General features: G+C 58.1%; 16 protein-coding genes and 2 tRNA genes. 6 read left to right on the top strand and 12 right to left on the bottom strand.

Annotated elements, in window-relative coordinates:
* Positions 1 to 61: 61 nt before the first annotated feature.
* Complete coding sequence (locus tag ACZ48V_RS14755) at positions 62 to 676, top strand: sigma-70 family RNA polymerase sigma factor (RefSeq protein ID WP_464540384.1); 615 nt, start codon at positions 62 to 64, stop codon at positions 674 to 676.
* 7 nt (positions 677 to 683) lie between these two features.
* Entirely contained in the window at positions 684 to 1589 is a 906-nt protein-coding gene (locus tag ACZ48V_RS14750) for an anti-sigma factor (RefSeq protein ID WP_464540383.1), read from the top strand.
* A gap of 513 nt (positions 1590 to 2102) precedes the next feature.
* On the opposite strand, the gene ACZ48V_RS14745 is transcribed toward ACZ48V_RS14750, so the two are convergent.
* The 3 genes from ACZ48V_RS14745 to ACZ48V_RS14735 form a co-directional block, all read right to left on the bottom strand.
* Positions 2103 to 3521: a hypothetical protein gene (locus ACZ48V_RS14745; protein WP_464540381.1), complete on the bottom strand. Its 1419-nt coding sequence runs from the start codon at positions 3519 to 3521 to the stop codon at positions 2103 to 2105.
* A 281-nt stretch (positions 3522 to 3802) separates the two neighbouring features.
* Positions 3803 to 4306: a hypothetical protein gene (locus ACZ48V_RS14740; protein ID WP_464540379.1), complete on the bottom strand. Its 504-nt coding sequence runs from the start codon at positions 4304 to 4306 to the stop codon at positions 3803 to 3805.
* A gap of 197 nt (positions 4307 to 4503) precedes the next feature.
* Positions 4504 to 5013 (bottom strand): outer membrane beta-barrel protein, encoded by a 510-nt coding sequence (locus ACZ48V_RS14735; RefSeq protein ID WP_464540377.1) that lies wholly within the window; start codon positions 5011 to 5013, stop codon positions 4504 to 4506.
* 131 nt (positions 5014 to 5144) lie between these two features.
* Between ACZ48V_RS14735 and ACZ48V_RS14730 the strand changes: the two genes are divergently transcribed.
* Positions 5145 to 6761 carry a hypothetical protein gene (locus ACZ48V_RS14730; RefSeq protein WP_464540376.1) on the top strand — a complete coding sequence of 539 codons (1617 nt, stop codon included), beginning with the start codon at positions 5145 to 5147 and terminating at the stop codon, positions 6759 to 6761.
* A gap of 190 nt (positions 6762 to 6951) precedes the next feature.
* On the opposite strand, the gene ACZ48V_RS14725 is transcribed toward ACZ48V_RS14730, so the two are convergent.
* Complete coding sequence (locus tag ACZ48V_RS14725) at positions 6952 to 7599, bottom strand: MlaC/ttg2D family ABC transporter substrate-binding protein (RefSeq protein ID WP_464540375.1); 648 nt, start codon at positions 7597 to 7599, stop codon at positions 6952 to 6954.
* A 59-nt stretch (positions 7600 to 7658) separates the two neighbouring features.
* Positions 7659 to 9173: a TolC family protein gene (locus tag ACZ48V_RS14720; RefSeq protein ID WP_464540373.1), complete on the bottom strand. Its 1515-nt coding sequence runs from the start codon at positions 9171 to 9173 to the stop codon at positions 7659 to 7661.
* A gap of 126 nt (positions 9174 to 9299) precedes the next feature.
* Between ACZ48V_RS14720 and ACZ48V_RS14715 the strand changes: the two genes are divergently transcribed.
* Complete coding sequence (locus tag ACZ48V_RS14715) at positions 9300 to 9590, top strand: DciA family protein (protein ID WP_464540371.1); 291 nt, start codon at positions 9300 to 9302, stop codon at positions 9588 to 9590.
* Between the two features lie 131 nt (positions 9591 to 9721).
* Here the strand turns inward: ACZ48V_RS14715 and fabF are convergent, their stop codons facing one another.
* The 4 genes from fabF to ACZ48V_RS14695 all read right to left on the bottom strand — a co-directional run bounded on the left by fabF (position 9722) and on the right by ACZ48V_RS14695 (position 14952).
* Positions 9722 to 10975, bottom strand: coding sequence for a beta-ketoacyl-ACP synthase II (gene fabF, locus ACZ48V_RS14710; RefSeq protein ID WP_464540369.1), 1254 nt, complete (start codon positions 10973 to 10975; stop codon positions 9722 to 9724).
* Positions 10976 to 11289: 314 nt separating this feature from the next.
* Positions 11290 to 11529: an acyl carrier protein gene (locus ACZ48V_RS14705; protein WP_353563500.1), complete on the bottom strand. Its 240-nt coding sequence runs from the start codon at positions 11527 to 11529 to the stop codon at positions 11290 to 11292.
* A 289-nt stretch (positions 11530 to 11818) separates the two neighbouring features.
* The gene (locus ACZ48V_RS14700; RefSeq protein ID WP_464540367.1) at positions 11819 to 13930 is read right to left on the bottom strand and encodes an alpha-ketoacid dehydrogenase subunit alpha/beta; all 2112 of its coding nucleotides are present in this window, start codon (positions 13928 to 13930) and stop codon (positions 11819 to 11821) included.
* A gap of 281 nt (positions 13931 to 14211) precedes the next feature.
* Positions 14212 to 14952: a site-specific integrase gene (locus tag ACZ48V_RS14695; RefSeq protein WP_464540365.1), complete on the bottom strand. Its 741-nt coding sequence runs from the start codon at positions 14950 to 14952 to the stop codon at positions 14212 to 14214.
* Positions 14953 to 15476: 524 nt separating this feature from the next.
* Between ACZ48V_RS14695 and ACZ48V_RS14690 the strand changes: the two genes are divergently transcribed.
* Positions 15477 to 16679, top strand: a complete 1203-nt coding sequence (locus ACZ48V_RS14690) for a BamA/TamA family outer membrane protein (protein ID WP_464540363.1) — start codon at positions 15477 to 15479, stop codon at positions 16677 to 16679.
* Positions 16680 to 17137: 458 nt separating this feature from the next.
* Here the strand turns inward: ACZ48V_RS14690 and ACZ48V_RS14685 are convergent.
* The 3 genes from ACZ48V_RS14685 to ACZ48V_RS14675 all read right to left on the bottom strand — a co-directional run bounded on the left by ACZ48V_RS14685 (position 17138) and on the right by ACZ48V_RS14675 (position 18039).
* Positions 17138 to 17223: transfer RNA gene (locus tag ACZ48V_RS14685), tRNA-Leu, on the bottom strand.
* Between the two features lie 42 nt (positions 17224 to 17265).
* Positions 17266 to 17338 (bottom strand) — tRNA-Lys (locus ACZ48V_RS14680).
* A 251-nt stretch (positions 17339 to 17589) separates the two neighbouring features.
* Positions 17590 to 18039 (bottom strand): inorganic diphosphatase, encoded by a 450-nt coding sequence (locus tag ACZ48V_RS14675; protein WP_464540361.1) that lies wholly within the window; start codon positions 18037 to 18039, stop codon positions 17590 to 17592.
* A gap of 198 nt (positions 18040 to 18237) precedes the next feature.
* Between ACZ48V_RS14675 and ACZ48V_RS14670 the strand changes: the two genes are divergently transcribed.
* Positions 18238 to 19935 carry an AbgT family transporter gene (locus tag ACZ48V_RS14670; RefSeq protein WP_464540359.1) on the top strand — a complete coding sequence of 566 codons (1698 nt, stop codon included), beginning with the start codon at positions 18238 to 18240 and terminating at the stop codon, positions 19933 to 19935.
* The last annotated feature ends 12 nt before the right edge of the window (positions 19936 to 19947 follow it).

Raw genomic sequence — 19947 nt, 5'->3', positions numbered from 1 at the left:
TCTCTTAGATGACTTTCCGGTGCGCCTAAACCATCCGGTAGCGTACTAACTTCGTACCTGTATGCAAGACCTCTTCCTTTTACTGATTGGTTTCTTGATAGGCCTGGCGGCCTACTCCAGGGTACAGGAAGCCGAGTGGATGCGTCGTATTCAAGACGGGGATGAAGAGGCGCTCAGAAATCTCTATCGTACGTACAAAAATATCATCTTCGGTCTGTTGCTTTCAATATTGAACGACCGGGAAGAAGCCGAAGACTGCCTGCAAGAGGTGTTCACGCAGGTATGGGAGAAGGCGGACCGGTTTAACCCGGATCGGGGCAAGCCGTACAGTTTTATTGTCACGATTGCGCGCAACAAAGCAATTGACCGCACGCGTTCGAAGGTGTACAAGAACATCCAGCGGCAAGAGCACACTGTCGATGACTTTACGATGGTCCCCGCGGCACGGGGCAACAGTCCATACAAAGATACGGTACTTGGCAACCGGGCAGAACGCCTCCGTGAGGCGCTGCAACAGCTTTCTGAAAAAGAACGTACTGTGATTCAGATTGCCTACTTTGAAGGGCTAAGCCAGTCCGAAATTGCAGAACGTACCGGTATCCCCTTGGGCACGGTAAAGTACCGAACGCGCCAGGGTATGATTAAGCTGCGTGAGATGCTGACGGAGGAAGACTAACGGCGCTATGGAAAACGAAAACGCACATACTGACTTCGAATCGCTCTGTGCGGGGTATGTCCTGGGAGCGCTTGACGAGTCCGAGCAGGCCCGTTTTGAAACGATGCTTGAGGAGGCTTCGACCGAGCAAGAGGCGTTCTACCATGACCTGTGTGACGTGCGCGATGAGTTGGCGCTGGCTGCCGAGCCCGAGTCGCCTTCTGATGCCGTCGAAACGCGTCTTATGGCATCTATTGGCTCTGTACAGGGGGCGTCGTCTTCCAACGCGCAGCCTGATTTTGACGAGCCGTCTGGCGCGCCGTCTGCCTCACAAAACACCGGATCGAGCACTGGACAGAGACCTGATCGTGCGCCAGACCGTGCACCGGACCGTGAGGCGTCACGGCGTGCTTCTTCGCGTTCGACAGGGGCTTACAAGCTGGCTGCTGTGTTGCTTCTGGTGGTATCGACCGGACTGGCATATCTAACGCTTGATCTGCGCAGCACCGTATCTGATCAGCAAGCCGTTATTACGCAGTTGGAGGGTGAGGTCCAACAGCAGCAAGAGCTGCTGACAGTGCTTGCTGCGCGCGAAGCGCGGCTCATAAACATGGGGGGGCTCGATGCCAGTCCTGAGGGCTACGGGAAGATCGTTTGGGCGCCAACAGAGGGGCGGGCAGTCTTGCAGATGGCCAATCTGCCGCCGCCTCCTCAAAATAAAGACTACCAGTTGTGGCTAATCAAAGACGAGCAGGCGCCGATATCGGCTGGGGTGTTTCATTTCGACCAATCACGCCGCGATCTTTTCTTCGTGGTTGACCAGTTCGATGCGGAGCCGTCGCCGTCTGCTAATGCTTTTGCCGTAACACTGGAGCCCGAAGGGGGCATGCCGCAGCCAACAGGAGATATGTTCTTATTAGGCCAGCAGGTCTGAGAACCTGTTTTGATTTCTTGGTAGTGGGTAGACGCTAAGTGATAAGGCTATCAGATACTGCAGGTTTGTCTTGTTCGAACCCCCTCTCCCTTTGGGCTTCTCCCCCTTGTCCAAGGGGGAGATGTCGGTAGACAGAGGGGGTTGAGCCGGATCCGATAGTGTCAGCTACACGACAATCACTTATCATTGAACCGCTACCGATTTCTTAATTTGGGCTCCGGGCAGCGGCGCTCGCTCTCGCCTGCAAACCAAAACTCAAACAGGCTCTGAGGGGGCCGGTAGGGGGAGATAAGGACAGAACCGGAGAAGAGAAAAGCATCATGCAACACAAGGAGCCATTCGGTAAATAGATGAGATACCGTCACGGGCAGAGCGACTGAGGAGGCGTGCTGCGCAAGCAGCTGCCTAAGCAAAGGCGGGTTAACGGTAGCGGTAGCAAAAAGAGAGGGGGCTCTCCTGCAAGAGAACCCCCTCTCTTTAAACATCAGGGCGAATGTGCGAAGCGGCTGAAAGCTACTCAATAATAGCAAGCTCGCCCCGCATCGGCCCATGGAAATTACAGAAGTACGCTACAAGAGCATCAGACAGATCGGCGGTCAGGTTGAAAGAAAGACCGCCCTCATCGTCTGTAATGAGATTCACCGCTGCATCGTCGGAAAAAGAGCCGCTACCGTCATGATTGAGGAGCGTAGTTCCTGCCCCATCGTCAATACCGAAAGGGTGAGCTCCGCCATTCTCAATGACAAACTTGTACCGCATCCCTTCCTGAAGCATGACGGTCGGGTTGCTTTCGTTGAGCGCGACGACATCTTCCTGAGGAGCGCCCTCCACGCTGGTTGCGACGTAAGCATTTGAGCCATCATTGCCCATCGTGATCGTAACGGCACGCAGGTTGGGGTCGCTTGCTTCGAGCGATTCCCCAAACACGCCCAGGATGAGGTAGGTAGTAAGGTCAACGGTGCTCAGATCCTGAGTTGGATCGTGCACGACGAAGAATGCCTCATAGTCGTTGATCAGCTCAAGGTAGGAAATGTCGGTCTCAAACGAGCCGGTGGCGCTTCCCCCATTGCCTACAATCAGCTGCGCAAATACGTCTCCGTTTGGTGTTTCATTGTAAGGCGTGTTATTGGGAGTCGTATCGGGGTCGGCCATATCGTGTGCATGTACGGCGTACTCTTCCCCGTCGAGCGTATTTTCGAGGGTGACGGTGACCGTAGCCAGTCCGGTAGGCCGCTCTGTGATCTCCAGCACTGCATTCAGGTTGCGCGGATGGTTGCCTTGCGTGCCGTCGTATGCAGTTTCGGGGGCTCCAAGAAGTTGCCCTTCATTGAAGGCGTAATCGTAGCTGGCAGAGCGCAGGCTGGATGCGCCTTCCTCCAACGATTCCCCAAATACGCCGAGAATCAGATACGTAGTAAGGTCCACGGTGCTCAGGTCCTGTAGGGGATCATGGACGACAAAGAACGCCTCGTAGTCGCTTACAATTTCCTGGTAGGCAATGTCTGTCTCGTTCGTTGCGCTAACGGATCCCCCGGTTCCTTCGAGCACTTGAGCAAAGACATCGCCATTGGGCGTTTCGTTGTAAGGCGTGTTGTTGGGGGTTGTGCTGGGGTCGGCCATGTCGTGCACGTGTACCGGATAGGCTTCGCCGCTTATGGTGTTTTCGAGCACGACTGTGACCGCAGCGTTTCCATCGTCCATCTCTTCAACGCTGATTTCCGCGCTGAGCGTGCGGTCGTGCGTGCCCCGGTATGCTGTGTCGGGGTCGCCAAGCAGCTGGCCTTCGTTGAAGGCATAGCCAAACGTATCCATTTCCGGGTCTTCAAATCCGGGGTCAACCGGAGAGGAATCGTTGTCGCACCCAGTGAAGACAAAAAGAGAGGTAACGGCCAAGACAACGGCCCATAACATATTTGATTGCGTGTAATCCATTGCTTTGCAGAGTGTTGGTGATAAAAAACCAGCACGGGAAGATTCCCGCTCACCTGACCCTACGAGGTATATCTCGCAGCAGATGGTCTGCTACTCGATTAAACGTTACGGAGCAGTAACCTCCGTGTCGTCCTGCTAATACCACCGGCGGTTGAGAGCTGACCGGCTGGTGCAGGTCGCAAAAAAGCACGCCCCTGGTTAAGGGACGTGCTTCGATAGTGCGGCACACAGTTTGGACTGGGCAAGATGCACAGAGAGGGCATCTTGCCGAGGAAGCGGGGTTACAGCCCGAAGAGCAGTCCGCCACGAATCCCAAAGGCGTTCAGGTTATCGCCCTCCGTGAAGTAGATCGAGTAGCCCAATTCGACGAAGGGGCGGAAGGGGAGCACGCCAAACTGCGCGCCAGCCAGCACGTTGAGACCTGCATCGGTCTGCGTATCGCCATTGCTGATAAAGGAGAACCCGGCGCCAAGTCCGCTATAGGGCGTGAACACCCGGTTGTCAATGCCAAAGGGGAAGAGCAGGTTTACGTTCAGGGTCGAGAACGACCCATCGCCATCGGTAAAGTAATAGTCGTACGTCGGGTTGAGGGTGAAAGGAAGGGCGACTGATGAGATGCGGAGGTCCGCGCCGAGGGCGAGCGTGGCATCGTCGCCATTAATATCGTCCCCCACATCAACGCTGACGCGAGGCCCGAAGGCCAGGCCGACCTGAGCGTCGGCATGTTGAGGGAGGGCCGTACAGAGCAAGAGAGCAAGGGTGGCAGCCAGACAAGTGCGCAGCATAGTAGAAGAGGCAGAGCAAGTTGGAAAACACGAATACCTGAATATCGGAGATAGCAGTCAAAGGTGCAATATTGCCCTACAGGCAACAGTGAATACGCACAGAATCAGTCAGGGACAAGGTCAAAAAAATAGCGCAGCCCGGCAAAAGCCGGTGCTGCGCCCCAGCGTAACAAAGGCTGAATGTCTATTGTGCCTATCTACAGATCAAACAGGACTCCGCCACTTAATCCAAAGGTAGTAGGAGATCCTGTTCCAAAAATAAGTCCAAGTTCAGCCTGTACAAACGGACGAAATCCGTCAAGGTCGAACTCAGCACCGCCTACGCCGGTCAGGCCCAGGTCGGTTGTGCTAAAAGTTACCCCCCCACCACTTGACGATGAACGAAATATCTGCAGTCCCGCCCCAGCGTACGGAGTGATGTCGTTATCATCGAGGTCAAAATCGAATAGCCCGTTTGCTCCTACCGACCATATCGTTCTGCTCACATTTGGGGCAGGATCGCTTGCAAAATAAAAATCAAATTTGGGATTGATACGTACGGGAAAGTCTTCCAGCTCAATACGTACATCGGCGCCAATGTACGGCTCGCTGATATCAGCGACATCAAACCCGACCTTCGGCCCGAGCGAGATTTCGGTCTGTGCCTGGGCCGTAGCCGGAATCAGGAAAAGCGCGAGAAGGAGCGTCGTCCATGTCAATCGTTTCATAACAAGTTGCGTGTTGAGTGATGGAGGGTGAGAACCCCACAAGAAGGGGGGACATTACAACAAGGCGTAATTCACCATGCCATCCGGACATTCTGTTTTTCCGTCGTTTGCCTCTTTACGATCGATCTGCATTGCTGCGTACCTCGATTGCTTTTCTTCTTGTTGTGTGTGGGAACGGAGTCGCGCAGAGCCTGGCTGCCTATCCACCTGAAGGCTATCCACCTGAAGGCCATGCAGCAGAGCGTATGATCCAGGAGAACGAGGCGCCCGCCAGCCTATCAGCCGTCGGGATCGTGTGGACGCCCGGTGGGTCGGATGTGGAGGAGGTGCGTGCACTGCGTATGATGGAGGGGCATGGCATACGCCACGTGCGGGCCACCCGGCCTCCAACGCCCGAGGGGCTGCAGGCCGCGGCGACATTTGGCATTGCCCTCTACGTCGATGTATCTGCGCCGGTGTCGCGCGAGGAGGTCTACTGGGAGCATCCTGCTGTAGCAGGCATCGGGTGGAGTGGGCCGCTCAGCTATAGCGGATGCATACGGTGGGGGCAGATCCGGGCGGGCCTGCCGTCGTCGGTAACGCCGTATGTTGTAGCGCCGGTGACTCCGGACGGCAGTCGCTGCACGTTCGACGAGGCTACGCTGGTGCTCGTGGATGGGCGCATGATGATTCGCCCGTTTGCGCGGTGGCAGGCGTGGACGCAGGCGCATGCCGGGCCGGTCGGTCTCGCAGCGATCGGTATTCCACGATCCGATGCAGCAGAGCCCGGGTGGACGGTACCGCGATCGGCGGAGGCCCAGGCGCGCTACCTGGAAGAACGCCTTGGCCAGGCGCATGCTCGAAGCGTACCCATCACGTTCGTCGCCGGGTGGGATGCAAGCGCAAACCGCGGCCCCGCACGATTTCAACTGACGATCGGCGAGGCGCTCACACCTGCCGGCCAGGTGGCCGTGTCCGCGGTAGAGGAGCGTCCCAGCCCGTTTGCGTTCGCGCCTGGAGAAGACCGTGCGTTCCAAGACAGGATATGGAGTGGGCTTGTTCTCATGGTCTGGGTTGTCCTGTTCGCAACTGCCGGATCGGTGATATACGTGCCAAGTGTGCGGCGGCTGGTGTTGCGGTATCTATCCGCGCATGTTTTCTACTGCGAGTCGGTGCGCGAGGGGCGCGATGCAACAGGGATTGCGGCGGCTCTCATTGGGGGATGCATAGCAGGAGCGCTGTGGGTGGGCAGTGTCGCGGTGCTGAATGAACTTGCTTGGGTTCGGCCCGCGGTCATCGCTGCAGAAACGCTCTCAAGCACGGGGCGCGATCTGGTCGAGACGGCGTGGGCGGCTCCTCTCGCTGTAGCGGCAGTGGGCGTTACGCTGTGGTCGGCGGCGCTTGCGGGATGGGCGGCACTGGTTGCGGCAGGCTCTCGTTGGGGGACTACGAAGCTGTCCTGGAGGCAGGCATTTATGCTCGGTGCATTGCCCTGGTGGGGCGTGCTGCCCTGGATGCTGCTGACGATGGCAGGAGGCACCCTCTATCCAGCAGACGCTCCGCTGCTGCTCCTTGGGGGCGCGCTGATAGGATCGGCATGGACGGTGCTTCGGACCACGTACGACGTGTATCAGACCACACAAGATTGGCTGGCGGGTGCAGCGCTGCTCCTGACGCCCGGAAGTCTGGTGCTGGGGGTATGCGCGGGCTTTCTGTACGTCCATGGCGCCGAACTGGGCTGGCTGGTGCAGGTGCTGCGCTACGCGTAGTGCGCACGTCATGAACCAGTGGGCACAGGCCAGACGCTACGTACAGGTGGGGTATAATACAAGTATACAGAGGCGCATACAGGAGAGCAGATACGCGCGCATCCCCCAGAACCCAAAAGAGGGCGGGGGATGCGCTGGGGGAAGATAAGTAGGGCGGGCCGCCGCTAACGTGGAACGGCTGGTCTGCACACTACCGGGCAGAGGTCTCCTGCTGGTCGCGGTCGCGGCGCTGCTCGAGGCTACCCATGAGCGCGTCGAAGCCGCGACGGCGCATCACGTTCTGAAAGGAACGCGCGTATCCACCGGCAGTGCTCACGCCGTCTACCACAATGTCTTCGGCAAGCCAGGTGCCTTCATCGCGCTTCAGCACGTAGTCGACGGGCGTCTGGGTGCCCTGGTAGCGAGTGATGGTGCGAACAAAGGCGCTGTCGCCTTCTACGTCGATGCGCTCGTACGACACCTCGGAGTTGTACACTTCAAGGTCGCTGAGCGACTGCTGGCGCACCACATCCTGAAAAACGTTTACGAAGTTTGTACGCTGCTCTTCGGAGAGATCGCTCCAGAAGGGGCCGAGCGCTTCGCGTCCCATGGCGCGGAAGTCAATGAATCCGTTGATGAGCGTCATGAGCTCATCGCGCTGCTCGGTTGTGAAGCTATCGGTATCGCCTTCAAGGATCGACTTGATCTCGGCATCCCGGTCCTCAAGCATGGTCTGGATGGCTGCCGCTTCGTCGTCAGACGAAGGGGACTGTGCATGGGCTGTGGCCGGAATAAGCAGTGCCAGCATCAGTGCCAGCGAGAGGACGGATTGCATTCGAGGCGAAAGAGAAGACCACATAGTAGCGTACAGGGTTAGGAGCATAATATCGAGAAGGTAGGTCGATAACGGTGTATATGCTATGGTTCAATAAGCATGCCGCGCTCTGCATCGTGGGTGAGGGTGCCGGCCGTGCGCAGGAGGCGCAAGACCGATACGTTGTAGCGCCGCACGGCTTCGAGATATTCGGCGCGTGCCTCCAGGTTAGCCTGCACGGCACGTACCAGATTCTGGGGGTCGCCAAAGTCGAGGTCGAAGTTGATTTGCTCGGTGCGAAGCCATTCACGCGTGATGCGGACCGATTCATCGAGCGATTCGACCCGCTTTTCGTTGATGCGTACCTGGCGGTAGGCCTCCTCGACCTCGAACCCGATAAAGGTGTCGGCTGCCTCGCGCTGGTACTGCACCTCAGCACGCTCGGCCTTCGCCTGGCGGACGCGTGCGCGTGTCTGATAAAAATTCAGGTTCTGCTGAATGCCAAATCCAGTACGCGTTCCCTGTCCACGAAATGAGTCACCAATGTATGCATTGCGCTGCCGAAACCGGCCCGGTGTAGCAGCGATGCTATACGAGGCCTGCAGGGCGAGTTTGGGATAGTAGTCGGAGCGAGCCACGTCGACGAGAGCATCGCGTGCGGCGAGTCCGGATTCGGCCTGTTTGAACTCAGGGCGGTGGCGCTGCGCGGCGTCCTGGTAGAACGCGAGCGAGTCGCCGAGCACATTGAGCGGGAGGGGCTGCAGGGCGCCGTCAGAGACAGCCAGGGGCGTATCGTCATCAAGCATAAGCTGTCGGCTGAGGGCCGACCGGGCGGTGGCATGCTGTTCATTCACTTCAACGCGCCGGCGCTCGAACTCTTGCTGCGCCAGGTCGAGCTGAAAGAGGTCGGCCTCTTCAACGTCGGGGTTGCCCTCGTCGAGCAGCGTCTGCACTTCGCGACGCGCCTGTCGCAGCAGCGACTCGGCTTCGCCTGTCAGGCGGCGCAGCTCGCTGGTAAGCAGCACGTTTTGATAGAGCTCACCTGCCCGCAGGGCCACCTCCAGGCGCTGTCCGTCAACGGCTGCCTCCTCGACGCGGGCGCCGTGCATGGCGGCTTCGACGGTCCCCGAAAGCTCGCCCCAGGTAAGCACGGGCTGCTGCAGGATGACCTCGAAGCGGTTAAACGGACGCAGGTTTTCGATGCGCCAGTCGTTCTCGACATCTGGGTTCAGGTAGAGCTGGCTGTTGGGCTGCTCGTTGTCATCGGGGATGTCGAGGCTGGGCGCAATGGAATGGGCGGTATTCAGGTTGAAGCGCGTTGCAAAGCGACTGGCGCGCGCCTCGCCGAACCGCGCATCAGCAAAATCGCGCCGCGCCTCGCGCTCCTTGATGTCGGGGCTGGTCTGCAGCGCGCGTTCGATCGTGCTCTGCAGGTTGACTTCTACGGTGTCAGAAGGGACCACAGCCAGCACGGACCCATGGGCTGCCATGGCCGTGCTCGGATGGGCTCCCAAGATTGGATGGGCTCCCAAGAGCAGAGCCAGCGCCATGAGCATGCTGAGAGCAGTGCTGTGGTGCTTCTTGGATATTGGCACGGGGGAAGAAGCGAGTTGGGGCATAAGACGCAAAAGAGACAGCAAGGGAGTAGAGCTATCAGGACAGCCGCCCTGCCTGAGGGAAACGTAACAGGCCCGGCCGCTGTGCATGGTAGTGCTCGTGCATTAGGCCCAACCGATCATAATTCTATGCCGACCGACAATCCAGAACCGCTTGGCAACATCCTACAAGATGTGCTTAAGCGCTTGAACAAGCACGGAAAGATCGACGAAGCTCGGGTGGTGGAGGCGTGGGCTACGCTGGTCGGGCCTCGCGTCAACAACGTGACAGAAAGCGTGTGGATGCAGGGGCGCAAGCTCTTTGTCAAAATACGATCAGCTGCGTGGCGTCAGGAGCTGCACCTGCAGCGTGAGGACTGGCGCACGCGGCTCAATGACGAACTGGGCAAAGACCTGGTACGTGAGATTGTCTTTCGGTAGACGTTACCTGAGATCTGCGGTCTGAGGTCAGGGGGATGCGTAACGCTGGCGCAGTCCCAGACGTCTGCTACAGCCCCGGCAGGAGGTGCACACGTGGCGGCCTGCCGAGGCTGCCTGACGCTGGTGCCTACCTACCCATCGAATGCGCCAAGAACGAGCGAGGTGTTGTGTCCGCCAAAGCCAAAGGCATTGTTGAGGACAACGTTCAGCTCGCGTTCCTGCGGCTCATTGAATGTGTAATTGAGGTCGCATTCAGGGTCGTTCTCCTCAAAATTGATTGTGGGTGGCACCACGTTGTGCTTCAGCGCCTGAATACACGCAATCGCCTCAACCGCTCCGGCAGCGCCAAGCAGGTGTCCCGTCATGCTCTTCGTAGACGACACATTCAGGTCGTAAGCGTGCTCGCCAAAGACTTGCTTGATGGCCGATGTTTCAGCGGCATCCCCCAGCGGTGTAGAGGTGCCATGCGCGTTGATATAGTCGATATCTTCCGGGGTTATCCCGGCATACTCGAGGGCACGGTTTAGCGCCAGACGTACGCCGCCGCCGTCCGGGTCGGGAGCGGTCAGATGGTAGGCATCGGCCGACATCCCGGTGCCGAGGACCTCGGCATGAATGGTGGCGCCGCGTGCCTGTGCGTGCTCGAGGCTCTCGATGAAGAGCGCACCGGCGCCTTCCCCCATCACAAAGCCGTCGCGGTGCTTGTCAAACGGGCGGCTGGCATGGGCCGGATCGTCGTTGCGTGTTGACAGGGCGCGCATCGAAGCAAAGCCAGCAATGCCGAGCTTGGTTACGCAGGCGTCGGTGCCGCCACAGACGGCGCCGTCGATGGTGCCGTCGCGGATGAGGCGAAAGGCATCGGCGATGTTGTGATTGCCGGTAGCACACGCCGATACGATAGCGTGGTTGGGGCCGCGAAAGCCATGCTGAATCGCGATCTGGCCACTGGCAATGTCGGGAATGAGCATGGGGATGAAGAACGGCGATACACGTGTTTCGCCGCTGTCAATGAAATACTCCGTCTGCTCGTGGAACGTCTGCATCCCCCCGATACCGCTGCCATAAACGACGCCGATGCGGTCTTTGGCATCTTGCGACATGGCGTCGCTGTCGAACCCAGCATGTTCGACAGCCTCTGCCGCCGCGACGAGGGCGTACTGGCAGAACGGGTCCATGCGACGGGCTGACTTGGCGTCGAGGTGGTCTTCAATGTCGAAGTCAGGTAGCTCGCAGGCGAAGGTAGTACGTAGGCCGTCGGGGTCGAACGACTCGATGGTTGCGGCTCCGCTTGTGCCTTTGAGGAGGGCATCCCAGAACGTATCGACGGTGAGCCCGATGGGCGTGAGTGCGCCCATGCCCGTAACAACAACTCGGCGGTCAGACATGATGGAGAAAGCAGTTAGTCGTAAAGAGCAAGAGGTAAACGCGCACGGCAGTGGTGGGGCGGCGCGTGTAGGCACCGGCGGCGTAGCGTGCAAGCACAGGGCCTGTGGTACCGAAGCGGTGCAGCAATCCTGTGAATGGCTACAAGCGTAGCATTCTATGGGTTATTCTGTGGGTACGGAAGGCGATAGAGCCCGATAAGCGACCAGGAAGCCGCTCTGAAAAAACATACCCGCCCCACGAACAGCAAACCCGGCGAACCGGCTCGCATGCATGCGAGGGTCGCCGGGCGACTGGTCATACTGCCGAAAAAATGTTACGCCACCTTTTCGGAGAGGTAATCAACAGCATCGCCCACTGTGGCAATCTGCTCGGCGTCTTCGTCGGAGATGGTAAGGTCGAACTCTTTCTCGAACTCCATGATCAGCTCAACGGTGTCGAGCGAATCGGCACCCAGGTCGTTGGTGAATGACGCGTCAGTGGTTACGTCGGCTTCGTCAACGCCGAGCTTTTCGACGATGATATTTTTTACAGTGGACTCGATATCGGTAGCCATAGTTTGTCGTTTGGTTGTGCGTTAAATCAGTGCGAAATAGGTTCCTCGACGGAGGAGAGCCCGTAGCGCAGCCCCGTTATCTGAGGGTGCGCGTAGCGAAAATAGGGGGCATAGCAGGCTGTTAGGGCCCTGCTTCGCCTGTCCGCACCACTACACGGCGCCCGTGTACAAATGGTTTCGGTTGAGCGGGCTGACCGGTGCGGTTGTGGCCGTTTGAACGCATGCAGAGCGCTACAAAAGGCGAGCGTGCAGGGTGAAATGGCGAGGCGGTGAGGCGCTTCCATGAGTGCTAAAAAGCTGCCAGTTCACGAGTGGCCTCCAGCACGTCTTCGTCGCTGGGGAGCACCTCGCGTTCAAGGCTGTGTGCAAACGGAATGTGGGAGAAGGCGCCGGCCACCCGGCGGACAGGCGCATCCAGCTGCTTAAAGGCAAGGTCAGCAATCTGTGCGCTAATCTCGGCTCCGTATCCAACAAACTCATGATCTTCGTAGAGCACGAGCGCGCGATTGGTCTTCGCGACGGATTCGAGGATCGTGTCGGTGTCGAGCGGCACCATGGTGCGCAGGTCAATTACCTCCACATCGATTCCTTCTTTGGCGAGTTCGCGAGCGGCGTTGTTGGCTTTGTGGACCATCATGCCGTACGTGATAATGCTCAGGTCGCTTCCCTCACGCGCAACGCGGGCCTGGCCGAATGGAAGCAGGTACTCTTCAGGCGGCGTGGGTGTGCGTGCTGCAGCCGACCGGTAGAGCGCTTTGTGTTCGAGGAACATGACAGGGTCTTCCATGCGCATGGCCGTCGTAAGCAATCCCTTGGCATCGGCTGCTGTAGAGGGCATGGCAATCTTGATACCCGGCGTGTGCCCAAAGATAGACTCGATATTCTGCGAGTGGCAGAGTCCGCCATGGATGTAGCCTCCGCAGGGCACGCGGATGACCATGGGGCAGCTCCACGTGTTATTGGAGCGGTACCGGAATGGCGCGACCTGATTGCGCAGGTGCTGCATGCCGGGCCAGATGTAGTCGGCAAACTGAATTTCGATAACCGGCCGATAGCCACTGGCTGCCCATCCAACGGCACTGCCAATGATGGAAGCCTCCGCGAGGGGGGCGTTGAAGCAGCGATCTTCGCCGTACAGCCGGGTCAGGTCTTTGGTCGCGGTGAACACGCCGCCCTTGTCTCCGGCAACGTCTTCGCCGTAGACGATGATCTTTTCGTTGCGCGCCATCTCCTCTTTCAGGGCGCGGTTGATCGCATCCACCATAACGATCGGGTCGGCGTCGGGGTCGAGGTCCGACTCGTCGTTGTAGTCGAGCCCCAGATCGCCTTCGAAGAAGACATGCTTGGTCGCTGTTGCGGGATCTGGGTCGGGCTGCTCCTGGGCCCAGCGAGAGGCTTCTTCGACCTGTTCCTTGACGTCGCTCTGCAGCGCGTCGATCTCTTCGGTGGAGAAGATGTTATGCTCGGTGAGCGTGTTGCGCAGGCGCTGGATCGGGTCGATGGCGCGGTCGGACTCCAGCTCCTCGTCGGGGCGGTACTTTGTGTGGTCGTCAGAGGAGGAGTGAGGCAGCAGGCGCACTACGTCGGCCACGAGACATACGGGGCCGCCGCCGTTGCGCATGTGGGTGATGGCGGCATCGGCTGCGCTGGCCATCTCGAAGAAGTCGGTGCCGTCAACACGGATGCGGCTGAGTCCGTCGTATCCAGCGGCCAGCTTATAGGCAGTGCCACCGGCGGTCTGCTCCTCGACCGGAACGGAGATGGCATACTTGTTATCTTGCACCATAAAGAGCACCGGTGCCTGGGCGCGGGTGGCCCAGTTGAGGGCTTCGTGGAAGTCGCCCTGCGAGGTGGCCCCGTCGCCGCACGAAGCATAGACAAAAGCGTCTTCGCCGCGCTGCTGGATGGAGAGCCCGAATCCAACGGCTGGCATGAACTGAGCGCCGACCGAGGAAGAGGTCGTCATCACGTTCAGGTCGCGAAGTCCGAAGTGCTCCGGCATCTGGCGTCCGCCCGAGTGGGGGTCGTTGGCTTTGGCAAGGTGAGCCAGGAACGCATCTTCGGGGCGCATCCCGAGCGAAAGCGTGATGCAGAGGTCCCGGTAGTACATGGCGAACCAGTCGTGGCCGGGTTGGGCATAGAAGCCCACGGCGGCCTGTGCGGCCTCGTGTCCAGAGGCCCCGATATGGAAGTGCCCCTTCCCCTGCTTGAGCAGCGTCATCATCTTTTCATCAAGGCGCCGCGACAGCATCATGGTGCGCAGTACCTGCCGCAGCTCGTCGGGGGAGAAGTCGTGGGGGGTACGGGGCTCCAGGTCGAAGGGGGCCTCATACTGCGGGGTCGACACCGCCTCGGTGGCGGCATGTGCGACATCAGCGATGCGCGGATTGGGATTTGACATGGGCAAAACTCCAGTTCATTCCTACCAATTTCGAATGGACCCGCCAATCATTCAAGGAGAACGTGCCTGTACGCATCCAAAGACGTACGCTAAAGACGCAGGCTGTGCGTGTTGCGGTGTACTGTCTGTGCACCACACTCCCGAACGAAGCGCTTCCGATTACTTCGATTATACGGAAGAACAGGCACTGTAAGGGTGAAAAAGTGCTTAGTTCTTTCAGTATGATAGGTGCTGTGCGTAAGACATTATGGGTAGCACTGACGAGAGACAGGCGCGCGGGGTTATGAATCTGTTTTTGGGCGCGATGCCGTCTCGCCAGTGGGAGAGGAGGGCGGACGCATGTTAAGCGTTTTCATGACCTGTGTAACGACCTGTGTAGCATGCTCAACATCATCGTCGCCGACATCTTTGGTGAGGGGGACGGGTATGCTGGCGGATTCAGGGGCTTCGGGGCCAAATAAGCGGGGATTCGGCGCATCAGTGCGCCGCCTTACACGCTTTACATGGTCGCGCATGCCGGCACGCAGACTTGGCAGCAGCTGCACCACGCGCGAGCTGTCACTATTGGAGATACGCAGGGTTGCGCGGTCCAGGTCAACGTCTTCGGCACGAAGTGCCAGAGCCTGCTCGACATCGATGTTGCACCGAAGCAGAAGGTGCGCAAAGAGGCTGCGAGACGTTGAGGGGTGGGGAAAAGATTCGACCGAATCGGCTTCGTCCTGATCTTCGGCACGTCGAATATCGGTCAGGTAGAACATGACGGCATCAAGTGCCTGGTTACGTTCAGGCTTCGACAGATGGGTCTGTGTTTTGAGGAAATCCATAAACTCCGATACGCTTTCCATCCAGACGGGAGGAATGTCTTGCTTTTCGCAGAATCGGTGGTAGCAGATCGTCCAGACCCCGTATATCTCAGCACGCTGTTCGGGTACGTCGAAGCGAGGGGCAAGCCGACGGATTTTGTCAAGCAGAGCGAGCTCGTCGCTACGAACGTTGATGGTGGGCTTTTCGGAGTCGGCCATGACAGCGGGCAAGCCAGAGAAAAAAGATGCGAAGGATACTGCGCCTGAGCATGTAGCGTATGGTGCTGCATATAGTTAGTATACAAGACAGCACCTTACGGGCGCAACGCACAACGTTAAGTAGACCCACAAAAGAATCTTTGAGGATGTCATTGCGAGGAGCGCCGCGTACACGCATTTTGCTGACTTACTTAGAAAGCTCCCGTTGAGCGGATGCTGGTAGGGAACCTACGGTACTCGCTGTGGGGCACATACCCCGCAACTTGCGTTTGCTACTGCAAAAAAGTCCGTCGGCGTTGCAAATAACTTGCAGCCCACCTTAATGGACCTTTAGAAACGCATACTCCGTATTGTGTTCGTTAGATGCAGCATATCTCTTCTACGTTGCCTAACAAAAGAGCCTTATTGCAGAACGCCTTCTGCAAAGGCTGTGCGTGATCCACTGCCGAGCAACTGCACTGATTCATTCGCGCCTCGCCATACGATCTTGAAAGCATGTTACGCTCCCAACTGCACATAGTGCTATGATCGGGATTCCAGCCAGCAGCATGCGACCTTGCTCTCAGTGGCTGTTATTTCGTGCGGTTACGGTGCTGCTCATCTTGTTTCCTGGCACTGCGCGGGCTGTTGCGGTGGAAGCCAAGGCCGATAACGCGCTTACGGAATTGTTGCCTGCTCCTCACGACACCACGGAGACCAGTTTGTGGGATGCGCTCCCTCTTGCTGGCTCCGACACCACGTCGAACACCAGTTGGTATGCGCTTCCGATCATGTATTACACGCCTGAAACCAGTGTGGGGGGCGGCTTTTCGGCAGGCTACTTCTTTGGAAGTGATCCGGCACGCATATCCAGTATCACATCCGATCTGTCGGCTACCCTGAGTGGCGAGTATGAACTGTCGTTCGACACCGAGTTGTACTTACAGGAGGGGCGCTATCGTCTCTGGACGCAGGTAAATGCCGCGCAGACCCCGACCTCATTCTTTGGCATCGGTCCTGAGAGCGATAGAGATGCTCGTGAATCCTATACACGGCAAATGGTCGATATAAAGCTGCGAGGTGCACAGCGCCTCACGCATGCTTTGCATGTCGGATTGCGCATGCGGATGCGCCACGCGGCTATTACGTCGGTAGACGATGGCGGACTGCTTGATCAGCATACCGTGGCGGGTGCGCGCGGGAGTAGCGTGGTTGGAGCGGGCCCCATTCTGTTTGTGGATACCCGATCGCGCACTTACTACCCGCGAAGTGGACGCTACCTATCGTTGTATGCGCTAATCCATCCATACGTTCGGAACGCCCGAGGCGCATTCACGCGGATTGGAGCAGATGTGCGGCGTTTCCTTCCTGTCGGCACTGACCAGGTGATTGCTCTGCAGGCTTATGGCGAAGCCGTTACGGGTACGCCGCCGTTCGCGCTTCTTCCCAAACTTGGCGGATCCATGCGCATGCGCGGATACCAGAACGCGCGCTTTCGCGACCGGGTGACGGTCACCACGCAGGCTGAGTGGCGGTTTCCAATATGGTGGCGCATCGACGGGGCTGCATTTGCAAGCGTGGGAACCATTGCTCCCCGCATTGCCGAACTCGGCCACAGCGGACTCAAACCCGCAGGAGGAATCGGCCTGCGGTATCAACTGAATGACTCGGGGGTGCACCTGCGGGCCGACTTTGCCGTCAGTCCTGACGGCACCGGGCTTTACCTGACGGGGTCGCCTCCATTTTAGGCAAAGCACGCTACCGCATGGCGCATCACTCGCGAACGTACAGAGGTATGCTGGCGACGTCATTGCATGGAAGACAGTCGTAGAACGCCACAGATCAACTCTTTGTAACGATAAGACGGACCACGTTATGATATCGGCAGCACCGTGTCATGAAGGTGCGTTTCCGGATGTACCCCATTTTGCTGACAGACACGCAGCCTTCTACATATTGCTCGCTTCCAGTTCATTTCCAAGCGCTTGGTCTCTGGTGAGAGACCAGGCGCTTTCTTTTGTATAGTTGCCACATGTATGGTTACCACATTGGAGTAAGGCCGACAAACAGGCGGTCGTTCAAAGGATAGCGCGGTTGCAGAAATGTAAAAATGTAAATCGGAAAGGCGAGATCTTTGCTGACACACTACCAACACAAAAAAGCGTCTTGAAGCCAGAGGCTCCAAGACGCTCATTGCGTTGATGTGTGCCCGAGAGAGGACTCGAACCTCCACGGCCTATAACGGCCACATGGCCCTCAACCATGCGCGTCTACCAATTCCGCCACTCGGGCAATAAGTTCATGCGTACGAAGGTTGCACATCGTACGTACCAGTGACCCCGGCAGGTCTCGAACCTGCGACCCACGGATTAAAAGTCCGTTGCTCTACCAACTGAGCTACGGGGTCATGCGCGACACTGAGCACCAGATGCATCAACCAATATCAACCAACTGTGTCAAAGCCGCTCCGTGCGTGTTGCCTATTACGGTCAGACAATGTAACATCTACAATGATCCGGCGCAACCAGATGTGCCCGGTGCTGCGCCGAGATTTCTTGAAGCGTTTGTGACCTCTGCGTGGAGACGCCGTCGTATTGCGCTTTACATCATGTTGCATTATGCTTTTTACATCATGCGTTCTCGTGGCGGGCCTTTCTCTCACAGTAGGTCCTCCCAGAGCGTGTGCATGGGCTGACGCATCACCAACTGCCCTTCAAGTAGCTTAGGGGCATAGTTGATGAAGCCGTGCACCGTATAGATCTCTGAAGGCGTGCAGTTATAGAGCCACTTGCCCTGTCGTATGCCAGCCCGGTGGTCGGTTGTTAAAAGAAGCGCAACGAGCCCGGTTGGCGCCGTTCCGCGAAAGCAGTCGACCGCCTCATCGTCGCTACCACGTGTGCCAGGAATGTATCCATAGTCAACCGGATAGATCACCGTGGGGTAGTCCGGGTGCGCGGTGCGAGCGGGGCGGTCAATGCAGAGGCCGCGCTCTTCAATCATCGCCTCCCAGCGTATCCACCGAATACGATCAGCGATGAGGGCAGTGTAATCGGTATGGGCAACGACCATAGGCGGGTATGAAGCAAGAAAGTGTGCGTTGTAGAGCATGCCAGAGCGATAGCGACAGGCAGACTCGAAACGGCAACGAAGGAACCGGGGTTGTACGTTCCTGCTATGGAGGGAGGGTGAATGTACTCTGATCATACACGCTGCTTCTGCGTGTATGGATAGCGTGTAACAGAAATGTCCGCTCGGCGCGATGCGGCGCGATGCGGCTTGTGTGTTTTATCCGTTGAACCTGTAGTTATGGAGAACCCTCAATCTGAATCCAGCGATCCTACGGCTGCGCCTAATGCGTCTGCTCCCGACGGCACGCCCCCAGAAAATGGACAGCCCGATGCGTCCAAACCCGATGAGGAAGACGGGTGGATTAACCGTTTTCTGGAAGTGGTGGAGTGGCTTGGGAACGTACTCCCCCATCCGGTTACGCTGTTTGCGTTATTTGCACTTAGCGTGGTGGTGATCAGCGGTATTGCGGAATGGCTGGGCGTCGCTGTCGAAGATCCGCGTCCAGGAGTCGACGAGACGATTGAGGCAATCAGCCTCATGAATGGCGACGGACTGCGCCGCATCGTGGAGAACCTGGTTGAAAACTTCACTTCATTTGCGCCGCTGGGTACGGTGCTCGTAGCGCTCCTCGGGGTGGGGGTAGCGCAGCACTCCGGACTCATCAAGGCCTGTGTGCGCGGTATTGTGCTTACGGCGGCCTCGGCGCGTCCGAGTGGGTCGGGCATCGTCTCGTTTATGCTGGAGCCCCGCCGCCTCGTCACGATCTCCGTCGTATTCACAGGTGTGATCTCCAACACGGCTTCGGAGCTCGGATACGTGGTGCTGGTGCCGCTTGGAGCCATCGTCTTCCTGTCGATGGGGCGCCACCCGCTTGCCGGACTCGCTGCTGCCTTCGCGGGGGTGTCGGGGGGATACAGCGCAAACCTTCTGCTCGGCACAATCGATCCACTTCTTGCCGGACTCACGCAGGAGGCCGCTCAGCTTATCGATGCCGAGTACACGGTGCACGCGGCGGTGAATTACTACTTTATGATCGTAAGCACGTTTATGATCACTGGCCTGGGCACCTGGGTTACGCTGAGTATTGTAGAGCCGCACCTGGGTGAGTACGACCCGACGATGGCCTCTGAGGACTTAAGCGATGATGCACAGCTGGAGCCGTTGTCCGATAACGAAAAGAACGGACTGAAATGGACCGCGCTGGCTGTGCTGGGTATGACTGCGGTGCTTGCGCTTACAATCGTTCCCGAAGGAGGCGTGCTTCGCAACCCCGACACTGGAGAGGTGCTCAACTCGCCCTTCTTGAATGGCATCGTGTCTATCATCTTCATCGCGTTTATCATTCCCGGTTTTGTGTTTGGATACGTGACCGGCTCCATGACCAGCGATCGCGATGTGGTCGACGGCATGGCCGAGGCCATGAGTACGCTGGGGCTGTATATCGTGATCGTGTTCTTTGCTGCGCAGTTTGTCGCGTTCTTCGGGTGGACCAACCTCGGGCAGATCGTGGCCGTAACCGGTGCGCAGTTTCTTGAAGACATCGGACTTACCGGGCCGCTCGTGTTCATCGGGTTCATCTTTGTGTCTGGGTTTGTTAACCTGATGCTGGGGTCGGCCTCCGCCCAGTGGGCCGTTACCGCTCCCATCTTTGTGCCGATGCTCATGCTCACCGGCTATAGCCCCGAGGTGATTCAGGCCGCTTATCGCATCGGCGACTCGGTTACGAACATCATTACGCCTATGATGAGCTACTTCGGCCTCATCCTGGCGTTTGCTGAACGCTACGAGAAGAACATCGGGATCGGCACGGTGATATCAGCCATGCTCCCGTACAGCATCGCGTTCTTGCTTGGTTGGATTGCGCTGTTCTATCTCTGGGTCTTCGGGCTCGGGCTTCCTGTAGGCCCTGAAGCACCAACCTTCTACACGCCGTAATCCGTCGCTCCT

The sequence above is a fragment of the Longimonas haloalkaliphila genome (assembly GCF_055379825.1).
This window is presented reverse-complemented; position numbering and strand designations above follow the sequence as displayed.